Below are 15,621 nucleotides of genomic sequence, written 5' to 3'. Positions count from 1 at the left end.
CGCACCACAGCTCGTGCACGACCACAACACTTCGGGGTCGATGACACCGTTGACGTCCTCGCCACCGATCAGCGGACGCTCCGCCTCGAGACGCGCCGCCTCGGAGATCTCGGCGTCCCCACCGGCGAGCAGATACGGCGCCTTCGCATACGTGTGATCACGCAACGACATGATCAACAGCTTGGGCGACAACGGTTTTCCGGTGTTCCAGGCGGGGCACTGCGACTGGCAGCGCCCACACTCGGTGCAGGTGGTGAAATCGAGCAGGCCCTTCCAGGTGAAGTCCTCCACCTTGCCCACACCGAAGACATCCGCGTCGGGATCGGCGGCCTCCATGTCGAGAACCCTGCCGCCGGACATCATCGGCTTGGCCGCACCGAGAGCGACACCGCCGTCGGCCTCACGCTTGAAGTAGATGTTGAAGAAGGCCGAAATCCGGTGCCACGCCACACCCCAGGTGAGGTAACGCCCGATGAGGTAGAGGAACGCCGCTCCGGCCAGCATCTTGACGAAGGCGAAGACCGAGATCAGCAGTGGGCTCGCGGGCAGCAGCCGGGCGACGTGCAGGGTGACGAAATCGGTCGCCAGGTGACCGCCGCCGTAGGTCGCGATCCTGCCCGCCTTGACCAGGATGTCGCCGACTCCGTGGGTGAGCACGATCGTCTCGATGAGATACGCCGCCAGGAAATTCGACCCGCCGAACCGCGACAGCCGTTCGGGTCGGCGCGGATGATTCCGCTGCCGGATGGTGATCAGCACCGCGATCCCGAGCAGGGTGCCGACGCTCAGCACCTCTTCGAGCAGGTGATATCCGGCGGTATGGCCGATGACCGGCCACCCGAACGACGGGTCGAAGGTCTGCCCGTAGGACTCGAAGTAGAACACCATGCCCAGCAGGAACCCGACCATGACCAGCCAGTGCGCCCATCCCACCCCGCGGAACTTGTTCATGCGGGTATGGGCGGCGACCTCGATCAGCACGGTGCGCACGCGCGGCAGCACCGGCCGCCATCGCATCCCGTCCGGCTGCCCCGCGCGCAGCACCCGCACCATCCGACTCAGTCCGAGCCCCAGCGTCGCCCAGCAGTACACCGTGACAGCCGCCCCGATGCCGCCCAGCACGATCGTCGCCGCATTCATGTCGTCCCCCGCTCCCCTTACATCATCAGCTCTTGTTACCGGTGAGTAACTTAGCTTCTCCGGTCAACGTAGCACCGAATCGGGACAAACGAAACCCCCACTCCCCGTGACGATCCAGGGGTGGGGGTCAGGGAATGAGGGGGTGCCGCTACCGCAGGCGGCGTTCTTCTTCCTCTTCCAGGCGGCGGCGTTCTTCCTCGCGCTCGACCTGTTCCTTCTCGATCTTCTCTTCGTGCTCGTTCTTGTTCGACATCTCCGCTCCGATCATCGATGGTCCGGACCCGTCCGAATTCAGCGTACTCGGACGGGTCGGCGCGACGGAGTGGTCAGAAGGCGCGGCAGGAGCGGATATCGGTGGCCAGAATGGCCTTGGCGCCCAGGTCGGCGAGGCGGTCCATGAGCTCGTTGCCCTGTTTGCGCGGGACCAACGCGCGCACGGCGATCCACTCGGGGTCGGCCAGCGGGGAGATGGTGGGCGACTCGAGGCCGGGGGTGATGGCCACGGCCTCGTCGAGCAGCGACTTGGGGCAGTCGTAGTCGAGCATCAGGTACTGCTGGGCGAACACCACGCCCTGGATGCGGGCGATGAGCTGATTGCGGGCACGGTCGTCCTGCGCGGAGCCGGTGCGTTCGATCAGCACGCCCTCCGAATCGCAGAGCGACTCGCCGAAGGCGACCAGATTGTGCTGGCGCAGGGTGCGCCCGGAGCCGACCACGTCGGCGATGGCGTCGGCCACGCCGAGCTGGATGGAGATCTCCACCGCGCCGTCGAGGCGGATGACCTCGGCCTCGATGCCGAAGCGGGCCAGGTCGGCGCGCACCAGGTTCGGGTAGGAGGTGGCGATGCGCTTGCCCGCGAGGTCCTCGACCTTCCACTGCTCACCGGCGGGGGCCGCGTAGCGGAAGGTGGAGCGGCCGAAGCCGAGCGAGAGACGCTCGCTGACCGGCGAACCGGAGTCCAGCGCGAGGTCGCGGCCGGTGATGCCGAGGTCGAGCTCACCGGAGCCGACGTAGATGGCGATGTCCTTGGGCCGCAGGAAGAAGAATTCGACCTGGTTGGCGGGGTCGAGCACGGTCAGGTCGCGGGAATCGGTCCGCTTGCGATATCCGGCCTCGCTCAGGATGGAGGTGGCGGATTCCGACAGCGAGCCCTTGTTGGGAACGGCGACGCGCAACATGGGGAGAGGTCCTTTCGGGGAGAAGTGGAGGAGGTGTCGACCGGACGGATCAGCCGTCACAGATGTCGGTACACGTCCTCGAGCTTCAGCCCGCGACCCACCATCATCACCTGGAGCCAGTACAGCAACTGGGAGATCTCCTCGGCGAGGGCTTCGTCGCTCTCGTGCTCGGCGGCCAGCCAGATCTCCCCGGCCTCCTCGAGCACCTTCTTACCCTGGAAATGAACCCCGGCGTCCAAGGCAGCCACGGTGCCCGACCCTTCGGGACGGGTCTGGGCACGCTCGGTCAGCTCGGCGAACAGGGATTCGAAGTTCTTCACGATGGTCGATTGTTTCACACCGTGCACAGCGGTTTTCCCGCGCACCGCCACCACGGGGGTGACGGCGCGCGGGAACCGGTCAGGACTCGCTCGCCAAGAGTTCGCGCAGGTCTGCCACCGATGCGCGCAGGTGGTCGGCGAAGGCGTACATCTCGTCGGACACCGATTTGGGGGTGGCCAGGTAGATGTTCCAGCGGTCGGGCAGCAGCACGTAGGCGATGCCGATGCACTTGGGGCTGGTGGAGCCGAAACCGAAGTAGCGGATGTACTGCGAGGGCGCCGAGCTGGTGCTCAGGTAGTCGTCGCGCATGATCGTCCAGCCGGGGCTGTCGAACAGCGCGATGTGCTCGTCGGCGACGCCGAGTTCGCCGCCGCGGCGGCGCTGGATCCACTGCAGCTCCCACAGGTGCTGCTCGGGGGCCTGTCCCGCCTGGCATTCCTTGGCCCGCCCGACATGCGCGGTGGCGGCGGTGCGGGCGGCGGCGAGCTTGGTCTCGCGGTCCACGGCGTCGTCGACCATGGCGTCGACGAAGGCGACCATCTCCGGGGTCACCACCCGCATGGCCTCGGTGCGGCCGTTGCGGAACTGGCGGGTGGCGATGGACTCGTAGGTGGCGCCGGTCAGGCCCTTGCTGCGCCGGTGGGCGAGCTGGTAGGCCAGCTGGGCGAAGGCGTCGGGCGAGATGCCGAGCTTCTTGGCCGCGCCGGTGCCGAAGTCGTCGAAGGAGACCAGCGAGGTGGCGGTGTCGGCGGCGAAGCGGGCGAAGTCGGCTCCGGCGGCCGCGATGTCGGCGCGGGCGGCCGAGTCGAGGACGAACTCGACCGGTTCCACCGGCGGCAGCCCCTGGGCCCGCGCGCCGCTGGTCTCGGCGTGGTCCTGGGCGGTGCGCTCGAGCAACGCGTCGACGAAGGACAGCACGGTGGTGCCGTCCAGGCCGCAGTGCTCGATATTGATGCCCGCCTGCCCGTCGGCGAAGACGATGAGCGAGACCGACTTGTCGAAGTAGCGGTTGGCGCTGTCACCGTGCAGGAGCTGATCGCAGGCGTGCAGCTCGTCGCGCGGGGCGAAGTCCTCGAGGCACACCGCGAACAGGGCGGTCTCGATGGTGTCGAAGGCGGCGACATTGGCCGCCTCGGTGCGCAGCGCCGCGCGGCTGCGCGCCCATTCCGCGCGGGCCTTGGTGGTGAGATGGCCGACGGAGGTGTCGGTGGCGGCGGGCTTGGTGCCGCCCTTGATCACCGCGCGCAGCCCGTCGACGAGGTCGGCGAACGCGTACGGCGCGCCGTCGGGCCCGACGACGTCCATCCGGAAGATGTTGCCGCGGTAGAAGACCGCGATGTGGCGCGCGTCGGAGGGGCCGGGCTGTTCGGCGCTGTAGGGCTTGCGCACGGTGTCCTGTTCCTCGCCCGGGATGCGGGTCTCGGAGAACAGGTACTCGTTCTGCCACATCGACAGCTGCTGCCCGCGCTGGGTCACCGGCGGAATCCGCTCGGCGTCCAGGGCCAGCTTGTAGTCCACGGCCGCGCCGATCAGCGCGGCGGCCCGCTCGGCCTGACTGGCGACCGTCGAGGCGGCCAGCGGGGTGTCGTCGCGGAACAGGAACACGAAGTTGGCGTTGAGCGCGATCCGGTCACGGCGGCCCAGATACCGCGAGGGCCAGAACTCGTCGAGCCAGCTGCCCACCCCGGGGGTGGCGTCGTAGTCGGCCAGTGCGGCGTGCAGGGTGCGCCCGGCCCCACCGGGGCGCAGCAGCTCGGCTACCGCGCCCTCGGTGGTGGCGTACTCCTCGGCGCTCAGCAGCGGCTGACACCACCGCAGGAACCGCGCGCAACTGTCTTCCAGTGTCGGCAGCGGAACCCGGGGCAGGGTGTCTTCGGCGGCGAACGTGGGTTGGTTCAATCCAGGTCCTCAGGTCTCGATGGGATGCGGGCGGGACAGGAACAGGTTGGCGTAGAGCCAGCCCTCGGCTTCGTGATCGGTGGTGTCGATTCCCTTGGCCGCCAACGCATCCAGCACCTGTTCGCGTTCCTGTGCCGAGGCGAACCGACGCTGCTGGAACATACCCGGACGCTGCTCGCTGCGATAGCCCAGCGCGGCCAGTTCCTCGGCGATGGGACCGAAGTCGAACATCCGTAACACGAAGTGCGCCATCCACGGTCGCTTGCGTGGATCGGCTTGCACGACCCTGGACAGGGTCTTCTCGGTGATGTAGCCGACGCATCCGGTGGAGATCACCAGATCGGCGGAGGCGAGCACACGTCGCTGTGCCTCGGTGGGCTCGGTGGCCTCGAGGTCGGCGTGCACGTAGTCGTGCAGGAATCCGGCGGCGTGGGCGTAGGTCAGCGCCGGGCGTGCGGCGTCCATCCCGACGAAGCGTACGTCGGGCATCAGGTCGGTGCGCAACCGCTCCCGGTCCGCGGCGATCAGGCCGATCCGGTCGGTCTCGGCGTGGTCGCGGTAGTGGCCCGCCAGTTCGTCGACCGTGGTGTCGGCGCGCAGCAGTGCCGCGTTCACCCCGTAGGAGCACCCGAGATCGAGCACGGTCGGGATCCGGTCGGGCCGGGCCGCCCGCAACTGCCGCAACTGTTCCTGGAAGTGGGGCTTGGCCAGTTCCGGGATCCGGTAGTCCAGTTCGTTCATCCGCGCGAAGTACGCCCGCGGATCAGGACTTTCGTAGATGTCGTCGAAGGATGCTTTGCCATTGGTGTCCAACGGGACGGACATGGGCGGTTCCTCTCAGTCGAGCAGTCGGTCACCTCGGACGGCGTCGGCCGCGGCGGCCACGTGGTCGGGCAGAACACGGCCGAACAGCTGCCTGGTGCGTTCGACAGTGCCGATCACCCCGGGCCGGTCCGTGTAGGCGAAGATCGCCGAATGTCGTTGGCCCGCACCGGCCACCTCGGTGACGCGGTGCAGGGAGAAGCGGCCCTTGAACAGCTGCAGGTCGCCGGGGCGCAGTTCGAGCGCGCTGATGAACCGCTGCCCGTCGCCGGTGAGCACGGCGCGCACGTCGTCGAGATTCTCGGCGTGCGGGTCGCGGATGTTGGGGCAGTATTCGAACACACCCCCGGATTCGGGCCGCCGCGTGAGCATGCTGACGGTGAATTCGTTGGTGTCGAAATGCCAGGGGTGCGACATGCCCGGCTCGACCACATTGAGGCACAGACCCGCCAGCGGATCGGCGAATTCGTGCAATTCGTCGAGTTCGAAGCAGTCGGCGACGAAACGCTGGAAGATCGGGTCGGTGTAGAGGCGCTGGATCAGCGCGTCGGCGGGGATGTGGTCGCGGGCGACGAAGGCGTTGCCGCGGTCGAGCACGATGCGCGCCGGATGGTCGGCGGGCAGGTCGGCGTCGAGCGGGATGTTGTAGGCGTTGACCCGTTCGACCTTGTAGTGGGCATGCGGTGCGATCCGCTCGCCCTCGGCCCGCAGCGTCGCCAGCAGCTCCGGACGGATGAATTCGCGCAGTACGGTGCAGCCGTCCTCGGCCAGTTCGGCACGCGCGGCCGCGACGGCCGCCTGCCTGCCCGGACCACCGAGATCGGTGAGCGGATACCGTGCGATATCGACGATTTCGTCAAGCCCCCGCGTGCCTGTCATACGTTCAGTGTGCGGGAACTTCCGGGCTCATGCCGCCGGTTTCGCCAAATCCGGCCTATCCCGGGCAGATCACAATATTGCGAATTGTCCTGTGCGACAACATTTTTAGAACGTGATCTTCATACCCGCGCGAGGAGTGCGGCGTCGAGATCGGCGACCGACAAACCCACCAGCGTTTCCCGGAAAACCCGTCCGGGAAGCTCGGGAACAGCGATTTCGCAGGGAATCACGATCAGGCCACAGCCAGCGCCCTGGGCCGCCAGCGCACCGGTCGGCGAGTCCTCGATCGCGACGCACTGAACCGGGTCAACACCGAGAAGTTCGGCGGCGCGGCGGTAGATCGCCGGGTCCGGCTTGCCGTGTTCGACCTCGTCGCCGCAGACCGACAGGTCGAAGAAATCGCGACCGAGGGTGTCGAGGCCGTACTCGGTGAGCGAGCGTTTGGTGTTGGTCACCAGGGCGCAGCGCAGGCCCGCCTCGCGCACCATCGCCAGCGCGTCCTTGGCGCCGGGGCGCCACGGGATGGGGCCGAGCATCAGCTCGGTGACCCGTCGTTCCAGGAACTCCCCCGCCGCGGCGAGCACCGAGGGGGTCATCGTGACGCCGATCCCGTCGAACAGGATGCGCAGCGCGTTCGGGCCGGAGGCGCCGATCAGCGCGTGGCGCACCGCGTCGGTCAGCTCGGTGCCGTGTTCGCGGGCGAGTTCACGCACCGCGACGTCCCACAGCTTCTCCGAGTCGAGCAGGGTGCCGTCCATGTCCCACAGCACCGCGGCCGGTCGCGCGCTCACTTCGGTGGTCCCGCCTCGTTCTCGTCGTCGTCGGCGGCCGTCGGCGATCGCCGGGCCGGGTTCAGGGTAGCCGGTATAGGTCAGACGCCGGACCCGACGATCTGCAGGTGGCCCGCGTCGCCGGTGACCTGGATCCACCGGTTCTCCGAGGACACCGAGCCGTTGGTGAGGTGGTAGGTCAGCGAGACGACCGCCTTGTTCTGACCGCTCGGGGTGATCGAACCGACACTGACCGAGCGCACCGTCGACCAGAACGACGAGTAGTCGCCGTAGCCGCCGGTCTGGGCCTGGTAGCTGGGTGCGAGCTGGGCCCACGCGCCGCCGATATTGCCGGGGAGCATGCCGTAGTAACCGGCGATGAACTGGTTGACGCGCTCCGGGGTCGGTGGGCCGAACGGGGTGGTGGTGATGGTGGTGCTGGGCGGGCGCGCGGTGGTGGAGGTGGGCGCGCCGGACGTGGTGGACGGGGTGGCGCTCGGGGCGCCGGAGGTGCTCGGCGCGTCCGGCGCGGAGGCCGAGACCGTCACCGTCTCCTGCTCGGGCACGATGACGACGGTGTCGACGCGGCCGTCGACGATGGTCGTCACGGTGACCGGCGACGGCAGGTTCTGGGCCTGGACGCCCTGGTCGCCGCCACGGTCGCGGGTGACCACCAGCACCACGAGCATGACGGTGAAGGCGGCGACGGCCGCGGCCAGCAGCAGGACGGCGCGATTGTTGTTCGCCGAATCGGTGCGGACCGGTGGGGACGGGAAGGCGGGCGGGCGGCCCGAACCGGTGGCCAGCGCGGTGGACGGCGCGGGTCGCGGCGTGCTGGCCTCGGCCGCGTCCTGGGGGCGCAGCAGTCCGGGATCGCCCGCGGCGGCCTGTCCGATCGGGCTGGGCACGGCGGCGGAGCGGCCGCTGATGGCCGAGCGCGCCGACTTCGCCAGGGCCAATCCGCTGCCGAGCAGTCCCGCCTTGGCTCCCCCGGCAGCGGGTGCGCCAGGTCGCGGCAGCAGGGTCGTGGCCGCCTCGCCGACCGGCAGGATCTTGGTCGCCGGGGCGCCGGGCAGGACCGGAACCCGGCCCGCCGCAACGTCTTCGAGGGCGGTGCGGGCCTGCGCCATGCTGGGGCGGTCCTCGGCGGAGGCGGTGAGCAGCCACATGAGCACCGGACCCAGCGGACCGGCCTGCTTCGGTTCCGGCACCACCCCGCGCGCGACGGCGTGCAGGACGGCGAGGGGATTGTCGCCCTCGCCGAAGGGCGGGGCGCCCTCGACGGCGGCGTAGAGCGTGGAGCCCAGGGCGAACACGTCGGCGGCGGCCTTGGGGTTGTCGCCGCGGGCGATCTCGGGGGCCAGGTAGGCGGGGGTGCCCGCGAGGAAGCCGGTGGCGGTGACGGTGACGTCGCCGGTGGCGTGCGAGATGCCGAAGTCGGTGATCTTGACGGTGCCGTCGTCGCCGACGAGCAGATTGGCCGGTTTCACGTCACGGTGCATGATCCCCGCGTCGTGGGCGGCCGAGAGCGCCGCGGCCGCCTGCGCGCCGATCCCGGCGACCTCGAGGGGCGGCAGGGTCGCGCCCCCGGCCAGTTTCACCGCGAGGCTGGGCGCGTTCATGTATTCCATGACCAGCCAGGGCTGGCCGTCCTCTTCGGCGACGTCGAAGACGGTGATGGCGTTGGGGTGGTGCATCCGCGCGGCGATGCGGCCCTCGCGCATGGCGCGCAGCTTGGCCTCGAGCGCCTGCGAGCCGGTGAGGCCGGGCGCGAGCAGCAGCTGCTTGACCGCGACCGTCCGGCGCAACCGGACATCGGTGGCGCGCCACACGACGCCCATGGCGCCGGTGCCGATCGGGTCGGTGAGTCGATAGCGTCCCGCGATCAACCGATCCGATGTCATGTGCGCCCCTCCATGCGATTTCGCCGAGTCGTCCAGCCCTCCGCGCCACAGCGGGATGAAACTTTCTGAAAATCCTACGTGCTGCAGTGCTTCGCCCCGGCGCCCGAACGGCTCGGCCCATGGCCGCGGCGCCCGATCGTGACGACTCTCACAACCGGGTGGGTGCCGGGGCGGCGGCTCAGGCGTTGAAGTACTTGGCCTCCGGGTGCAGCAGCACGAACGCGTCGGTGGACTGCTCGGGGTGCAGCTGCAGTTCCTCCGACAGCGTCACCCCGACCCGGCCCGCCTCGAGCAGGTCGACCAGCTTGGCGCGGTCCTCGAGCTCCGGGCACGCGCCGTAGCCGAAGGAGTACCGCGCACCGCGATAGCCCAGCTTGAAATAGTCCTGGATATCGGTCGGATCGTCGTCGGCCACCGACTGACCGTTCAGGGTCAGTTCCTCGCGGATGCGGCGGTGCCAGTACTCGGCCAGCGCCTCGGTCAACTGCACACCGATCCCGTGCACCTCGAGGTAGTCGCGGTAGTTGTCCCCGGCGAACAACGCGTTGGCGAAGTCCGCGATCGGCTGCCCCATGGTGACCAGCTGGAACGGCAGCACGTCGACCTGCCCGGTCTCGCGCGCCTTGTCCCGCGAGCGGATGAAGTCGGCGATGCACAGGAACCGGTCACGCTGCTGACGCGGGAAGGTGAACCGATACCGTTCGGGCGCATCGGGTTCCGGCTCGGTGAGCACGATGACCTCGTCGCCTTCCGACACCGCCGGGAAATACCCGTACACCACCGCCGCGTGCTGGAGCACGCCCTCGGTGGCCAGCCGGTCCAACCAGGCGCGCAGCCGAGGACGGCCCTCGGACTCCACCAGCTCCTCATAGGTCGGCCCGTCACCGGCACGCTGCCCACGCAGACCCCACTGCCCCAGGAACAGCGCCCGCTCGTCGAGCAGACCCGAATACTCCTGCAGCGGAAGGCCCTTGATCACCCGGGTCCCCCAGAACGGCGGGGTCGGCACCGGCAGATCGGCGGCCACATCGGACCGTTCGGGCACCTCGATGGGCACCTCGGCGGCCTTGCGCTCGGCGGCGATCCGCTTGGACCGCTCGTGCCGGGCCTTGCGTTCGGCGGCCTTCTGCTTGGCCGCGATCGCCTCCGGGCTGTCGGGATCGAGGCCACCGCCGCGCTTGACGGTCATGATCTCGTCCATCAACCGCAGGCCCTCGAACGCGTCGCGCGCGTAGTGCACCTCGCCGTCGTAGACCGCGGTCAGGTCGTTCTCCACGAACGAGCGGGTCAGCGCGGCGCCGCCGAGCAGCACCGGGAACTGTTCGGCCACGCCCTTGGTGTTGAGTTCCTCGAGGTTCTCCTTCATCACCACCGTCGACTTCACCAGCAGCCCGGACATGCCGATCACGTCGGCCTTCTTGTCCTGGGCGGCGTCGAGGATGGTCGCGATCGGCTGCTTGATCCCGAGGTTGACCACCTCGTAGCCGTTGTTGGACAGGATGATGTCGACCAGGTTCTTGCCGATGTCGTGGACGTCGCCCTTCACCGTGGCCAGCACGATCCGGCCCTTGCCGGAGTCGTCGGTGGCCTCCATGTGCGGTTCCAGGTGCGCGACAGCGGTTTTCATCACCTCGGCCGACTGCAGCACGAACGGCAGCTGCATCTGACCGGAGCCGAACAGCTCACCGACGGTCTTCATGCCCGACAGCAGCGTCTCGTTGATGATCTGCAGCGGCGGCACCGACCGCATCGCCTCGTCCAGATCGGCGTCCAGACCATTGCGCTCACCGTCGACGATGCGCCGCTCCAGACGCTCGAACAGCGGCAACGCGGCCAGTTCCTCGGCGCGCGAGGCCTTGGACGAGGCCGCCGAGACGCCCTCGAACAGGGCCATCAGCTTCTGCAGCGGGTCGTAGTCCTCGGTGCGCCGGTCGTAGATCAGATCCAGGGCGGTCTCGCGCTGCTCTTCGTCGATGCGGCTCATCGGCAGGATCTTCGAGGCGTGCACGATCGCCGAATCCAGACCCGCCTCGACGCATTCGTGCATGAACACCGAGTTCAGCACCTGCCGCGCGGCCGGGTTGAGACCGAAGGAGATATTGGACAGGCCCAGGGTGGTCTGCACCTGCGGGTGGCGGCGCTTGAGTTCGCGGATGGCGTTGATCGTCTCCTCGCCGTCCTTGCGCGACTCCTCCTGCCCGGTGCCCAGGGTGAAGGTCAGCGTGTCGACGATGATGTCGGACTCACGCAGGCCCCAGTTGCCGGTGATGTCCTCGATGAGCCGCTCGGCGATGGCGACCTTGGTCTCGGCGGTGCGGGCCTGGCCCTCCTCGTCGATGGTCAGGGCCACGACCGCGGCACCGTGCTCGGAGACCAGGCGCATGATCTGCTGGAACCGCGAATCCGGACCGGCGCCGTCCTCGTAGTTCACCGAGTTCACCGCGCACCGCCCGCCCAGGTGCTGGAGTCCGGCCAGCAGCACGGGCGGTTCGGTGGAGTCGAGCATGATCGGCAGGGTCGAGGCGGTGGCCAGGCGCGAGGCGAGCTCGTTCATGTCCCGGGTGCCGTCGCGGCCGACGTAGTCCACGCACAGGTCGAGCATGTGCGCGCCGTCGCGGGTCTGGTCCTTGGCGATCTCGAGGCACCGCTGCCAGTCCTCGGCGAGCATGGCGTCGCGGAAGGCCTTGGAGCCGTTGGCGTTCGTGCGCTCGCCGATCATCAGGATCGAGGCGTCCTGCTCGAACGGCACCGCCGTGTACATACTCGACACCGCCGGTTCGTGCTCGGGGGCGCGGCGCTGGTCGATCGCGGGCAGCGTGGTCTCGACCTCGCGCACCGCCTCGGCGACCTGCCGGATGTGCTCGGGGGTGGTGCCGCAGCAGCCGCCGACGAGTCCGAGCCCGAACTCGGAGACGAACCCGCTCAGCGCGATCGCGAGCTCTTCGGGCGTCAAGGGGTATTCCGCGCCGTTGGCACCGAGTACCGGCAGACCCGCGTTCGGCATCACCGACACCGGGATCTGCGCGTGCCGCGACAGATGCCGCAGGTGCTCGCTCATCTCGTCGGGGCCGGTCGCGCAGTTCAGGCCGATCATGTCGATGCCGAGGGGCTCGAGCGCGGTGAGCGCCGCGCCGATCTCCGAACCGACGAGCATGGTGCCGGTGGTCTCCACGGTGACGTGGGTGATGATCGGAATGCGCCGACCCGCGGCGATCATGGCCCGGCGGCTCCCGGTGATCGCGGCCTTGACCTGGAGCAGGTCCTGGCAGGTCTCGACCAGGATGGCGTCGGCGCCACCGTCGAGCATGCCGAGGGCGGCCTCGGTGTAGGCGTCGCGCAGCGCGACGTAGGGCGCGTGGCCCAGGGTGGGCAGCTTGGTGCCGGGGCCCATCGAGCCCAGCACGTAGCGCGGGGTGCCGTCGGCGCTGGGGCCCATCTCGTCGGCCACGTCACGGGCGATGCGGGTGCCGCGCTCGGACAGGTCGCGGATGCGGTCGGCGATGTCGTAGTCGGCCAGGTTGGGTAGGTTGCAGCCGAAGGTGTTGGTCTCCACGGCGTCGGCCCCGGCCGCGAAGTAGGCGCGGTGGATGTCGGCGAGCACGTCGGGACGGGTGTCGTTGAGGATCTCGTTGCATCCCTCGAGGCCACGGAAATCGTCGAGGGTGAGATCCGCGGCCTGCAACATCGTGCCCATCGCACCGTCGCCGATGACGACACGCCGCCGCAGCGTGTCGAGGAGCGTGGTATCGAACCCGGTGGGCAAGGACGCAGACATGTGTTCAAGACTAATGGTCGGCACCGACGCCCGAGACCACTGCGGGTGAATCGAGTGGCCCCGGCCACAGCCGCGCGCCGAAACACGCAACAGCGCCGGTCACCGCAAAACAATTCGCCCGAGACACTAGGCTGACCGGGTGGATGCCAGTGAAACCCCCGAGACGGAACTGCCGACGTTGCGCAATCCCGTGCTGGTTGCGGCCTTCGAGGGCTGGAACGACGCCGGTGACGCCGCCAGTGGCGCGGTCGAGCATCTCGAGTTGCTGTGGGACGCGGAGCCACTGGCCGAACTGGATTCCGAGGACTACTACGACTACCAGGTGAACCGGCCGACGGTGCGTCAGGTGGACGGGGTCACCAGGGAGATCCAGTGGCCCTCGACCATGCTCTCGGTGTGCTCGCCCCCCGGCAGCGAACGTGACGTCGTCCTGCTGCGCGGGATCGAGCCCAATATGCGCTGGCGCAGTTTCTGCAACGACCTGCTGGAATTCATCGAGCAGCTCGGCGTGGAGACGGTGGTGATCCTGGGCGCGCTGCTGGCCGATACCCCGCACACCCGCCCGGTGCCGGTCACCGGGTCGGCCTACAGTCCCGAGGCCGCCGAGCGGTTCAGCCTCGAGCAGACCCGCTACGAGGGTCCGACCGGGATCACCGGGGTGCTGCAGGACCAGTGTGTGAAGGCCGGAGTGCCCGCGGTGTCGTTCTGGGCGGCGGTCCCGCACTACGTCTCGCAACCGCCGAACCCGAAGGCCACGATCGCGTTGCTGCACCGGGTCGAGGAGGTGCTCGACATCGAGGTGCCGCTCGGTGAGCTGCCCACGCAGGCCGAGGAGTGGGAGGCCGCGGTCAACGAGATGACCGTCGGCGACGAGGAGATCAACGAGTACGTGCGGTCGCTCGAGGAGCGCGGCGACGCGGCGATCGATCTCAACGAGACGATGTCGAAGATCGACGGTGACGCCATCGCGGCGGAGTTCGAGAAGTATCTGCGCAGGCGGGGGCCGGGCAGCTTCGGCCTGTAGTTCCCGTGCCGCCGCCGGGCGCGCGAGGCGCCCGGCTGTGCGGCGGGAACGGCCCGGTCACCGATGTGGTGGTTCGGATCCCGCGGAACCGGACATGGTCACACCTCCAGGGTGAGTACTTGGGCGGCCGCCTCGTGGGCCAGCTTGGCGATCAGCAGGTCACGGGGAATCGTCTGACCGGCAAGGTGATCCAGGGACGGCACCACCACGTGGTGCGCGTCGGCGCGCTTGAGTTCCTGGGTGAGTTCGGCGAACGCGGCGCCGTCGCCCGCGGTCGATTCGTGGAACGTGGCGGCGAAACACATTCCCGCGGTACGCGCGAGGCTACGTAGCGCATCCTCCAATTGATCGCCCTGGCCTTCGGCCAGATCGTCACGCAAGTATCCATAGATCAACGCTTCCACCCGAACCTCCGTTGGATAGGGATCGCTGTTCTGTTGTCGGATCCCCCCGCGCCGCGCCGTGCGCCGCGCGGGGGTACTGCGTTGCCCCGCAAGCTCTCCTGCGAGGCGGGCGTCCGGTCTGCGGGCCGAGCGCCTGCTACCAGCATGCGCAATCGTGGCCCGCGGCAGCAGATGTCAAACCGATGACATCTACATGCCCTATCCGGGACGCCGAACGTTAACTGGTGGGATACTACCGCCGTGACCGCAACTGATGATCGACCCGTCTGGGCTGTCCGGATGCGCTCGGAACGTGACGCGAGGGGGTGGTCGCAAGCCGATGCCGTCCGCGCGATGCGTGCCAAGTCCTCCCACAACCTGCCAACGGACAGTACATTGCTGCGCAACTGGCGCCGCTGGGAATCCGGGGAATCACGACCTGACGAGTTCTACGCGCCGATCATCGCGGCCGCGTTCGACACCGTCACGGCGGCGTTCTTCCCCAAGGCCCGACCCAACCGTGATGACGAGCTGTTATCGGCAACGGGTATGGACACACTGGAGTTCATCGGCAGACTCCGGATGTCCGATGTCAACACCGCCACCCTGGACGCGGTGCGGATCACCGCCGAAAGGCTCTGCTGCGAATACGCCTACGCCGAACCGCACGCGCTGCACGCCGAGGGCACCGCCTGGCTGCGCCGGATCACCTCACTGCTCGACGGCAGGCTCACCCTGGGCCAGCATCGCGAAATCCTCGTTCTGGCAGGGTGGGTGGCGTTGCTGGTCGGTTGCGTCGACTACGATCTGGGCCGCCGCAGCGGGGCCGAGGCCACCCGTCGGGCCGCGGAGTCGCTGGGCCGGGAGGCGGGCAATCCCGAGATCGTGGGCTGGGCGGCGGAGATGTCGGCGTGGTTCGCCCTGACCCAGGGCAACTTTCGCGGCGCCATCGAGGTCTCGGAGAAGGCGATGCCGGGAACCACCTCGATGAGTGTCGGGGTGCAGTTGGCCGCGCAGCGCGCCAAGGGCTGGGCCCGGCTCGGCGATCGGCGGGCGGTGCAGACCGCGCTCGACGAGGGCAGGGCGATCCTGTCGCGGATGGGTCATCCGGCCGATCTGGACAACCACTTCGTCATCGACGCCACCAAATTCGACTTCTACGCGATGGATTGCTGCCGGGTGGCGGGCCAGGACCGGCTCGCCGAACGCTATGCCCACCAGGTGATCCGCGATTCGACCCGGCCCGACGGCAGTGTGCGCAACCCGATGCGCGTCTCGGAGGCGCGGCTGACGCTGGCCGTGGTGGCGGTGCGTGATCGCGATCTGGAGCGGGCCGTCGAGGAGGGCGTGGCCGCGTTCGGTCCGGGACGCAAGTCGCTGCCCTCGCTGGCCTGGATCGCCGGGGAGGCGGCGCGCGAGATCATCGAGCGCTTCCCGGGTGACCCGCGGACCCAGACGTTCCTCGAACAGCTGCGTTCACTCAACGTCGGGTGAGCGCGGCGGCGGGGGCGCGCCGATCCGGGACG

At 68.8% G+C, this 15,621-nt stretch carries 12 protein-coding genes; 2 read left to right on the top strand and 10 right to left on the bottom strand.

Features of this window, described 5'->3' with window-relative positions:
* The 9 genes from QC180_RS21180 to metH all read right to left on the bottom strand — a co-directional run.
* Positions 1-1,140, bottom strand: a 1,140-nt coding sequence (locus tag QC180_RS21180) for a 4Fe-4S dicluster domain-containing protein (RefSeq protein ID WP_278264522.1), incomplete at its 3' end; no start/stop codon positions are given.
* A 326-nt stretch (positions 1,141-1,466) separates the two neighbouring features.
* Entirely contained in the window at positions 1,467-2,318 is an 852-nt protein-coding gene (gene hisG / locus QC180_RS21175; protein WP_278264521.1) for an ATP phosphoribosyltransferase, read from the bottom strand.
* A gap of 56 nt (positions 2,319-2,374) precedes the next feature.
* Positions 2,375-2,638, bottom strand: a complete 264-nt coding sequence (locus QC180_RS21170) for a phosphoribosyl-ATP diphosphatase (protein ID WP_278264520.1) — start codon at positions 2,636-2,638, stop codon at positions 2,375-2,377.
* 79 nt (positions 2,639-2,717) lie between these two features.
* On the bottom strand, positions 2,718-4,538 hold the full coding sequence (locus QC180_RS21165; RefSeq protein WP_278264519.1) for a choline/carnitine O-acyltransferase: 1,821 nt from the start codon (positions 4,536-4,538) through the stop codon (positions 2,718-2,720).
* A gap of 9 nt (positions 4,539-4,547) precedes the next feature.
* Complete coding sequence (locus tag QC180_RS21160) at positions 4,548-5,363, bottom strand: class I SAM-dependent methyltransferase (protein ID WP_278264518.1); 816 nt, start codon at positions 5,361-5,363, stop codon at positions 4,548-4,550.
* Between the two features lie 12 nt (positions 5,364-5,375).
* A complete protein-coding gene (locus QC180_RS21155) occupies positions 5,376-6,239 on the bottom strand; it encodes a HalD/BesD family halogenase (RefSeq protein WP_278264517.1) in 864 nt (287 codons plus the stop codon).
* A gap of 119 nt (positions 6,240-6,358) precedes the next feature.
* Entirely contained in the window at positions 6,359-7,030 is a 672-nt protein-coding gene (locus QC180_RS21150) for an HAD family hydrolase (protein ID WP_278264516.1), read from the bottom strand.
* Between the two features lie 80 nt (positions 7,031-7,110).
* A complete protein-coding gene (locus QC180_RS21145; protein ID WP_278264515.1) occupies positions 7,111-8,913 on the bottom strand; it encodes a serine/threonine-protein kinase in 1,803 nt (600 codons plus the stop codon).
* 178 nt (positions 8,914-9,091) lie between these two features.
* Positions 9,092-12,688, bottom strand: a complete 3,597-nt coding sequence (gene metH, locus QC180_RS21140) for a methionine synthase (RefSeq protein ID WP_278264514.1) — start codon at positions 12,686-12,688, stop codon at positions 9,092-9,094.
* Positions 12,689-12,827: 139 nt separating this feature from the next.
* On the opposite strand from metH, the gene QC180_RS21135 reads away from it, so the two are divergent.
* Complete coding sequence (locus QC180_RS21135; RefSeq protein ID WP_278264513.1) at positions 12,828-13,712, top strand: PAC2 family protein; 885 nt, start codon at positions 12,828-12,830, stop codon at positions 13,710-13,712.
* Between the two features lie 98 nt (positions 13,713-13,810).
* On the opposite strand, the gene QC180_RS21130 is transcribed toward QC180_RS21135, so the two are convergent.
* Entirely contained in the window at positions 13,811-14,116 is a 306-nt protein-coding gene (locus QC180_RS21130) for a hypothetical protein (protein WP_278264512.1), read from the bottom strand.
* A gap of 375 nt (positions 14,117-14,491) precedes the next feature.
* On the opposite strand from QC180_RS21130, the gene QC180_RS21125 reads away from it, so the two are divergent.
* On the top strand, positions 14,492-15,589 hold the full coding sequence (locus QC180_RS21125; protein ID WP_278264511.1) for an NsdA family TPR-like regulatory protein: 1,098 nt from the start codon (positions 14,492-14,494) through the stop codon (positions 15,587-15,589).
* Positions 15,590-15,621: the final 32 nt, after the last annotated feature.

It is taken from the genome of Nocardia anocheti (genome assembly GCF_029675105.1).
Taxonomy (GTDB): Bacteria; Actinomycetota; Actinomycetes; order Mycobacteriales; family Mycobacteriaceae; genus Nocardia.
This window is presented reverse-complemented; position numbering and strand designations above follow the sequence as displayed.

Coding starts and splice junctions, on each gene's coding strand:
- hisG (WP_278264521.1), bottom strand. CDS start 2,318: ATGTTGCGCGTCGCCGTTCCCAACAAGGGCTCGCTGTCGGAATCCGCC.
- QC180_RS21160 (WP_278264518.1), bottom strand. CDS start 5,363: ATGTCCGTCCCGTTGGACACCAATGGCAAAGCATCCTTCGACGACATC.
- QC180_RS21155 (WP_278264517.1), bottom strand. CDS start 6,239: ATGACAGGCACGCGGGGGCTTGACGAAATCGTCGATATCGCACGGTAT.
- QC180_RS21145 (WP_278264515.1), bottom strand. CDS start 8,913: ATGACATCGGATCGGTTGATCGCGGGACGCTATCGACTCACCGACCCG.
- metH (WP_278264514.1), bottom strand. CDS start 12,688: ATGTCTGCGTCCTTGCCCACCGGGTTCGATACCACGCTCCTCGACACG.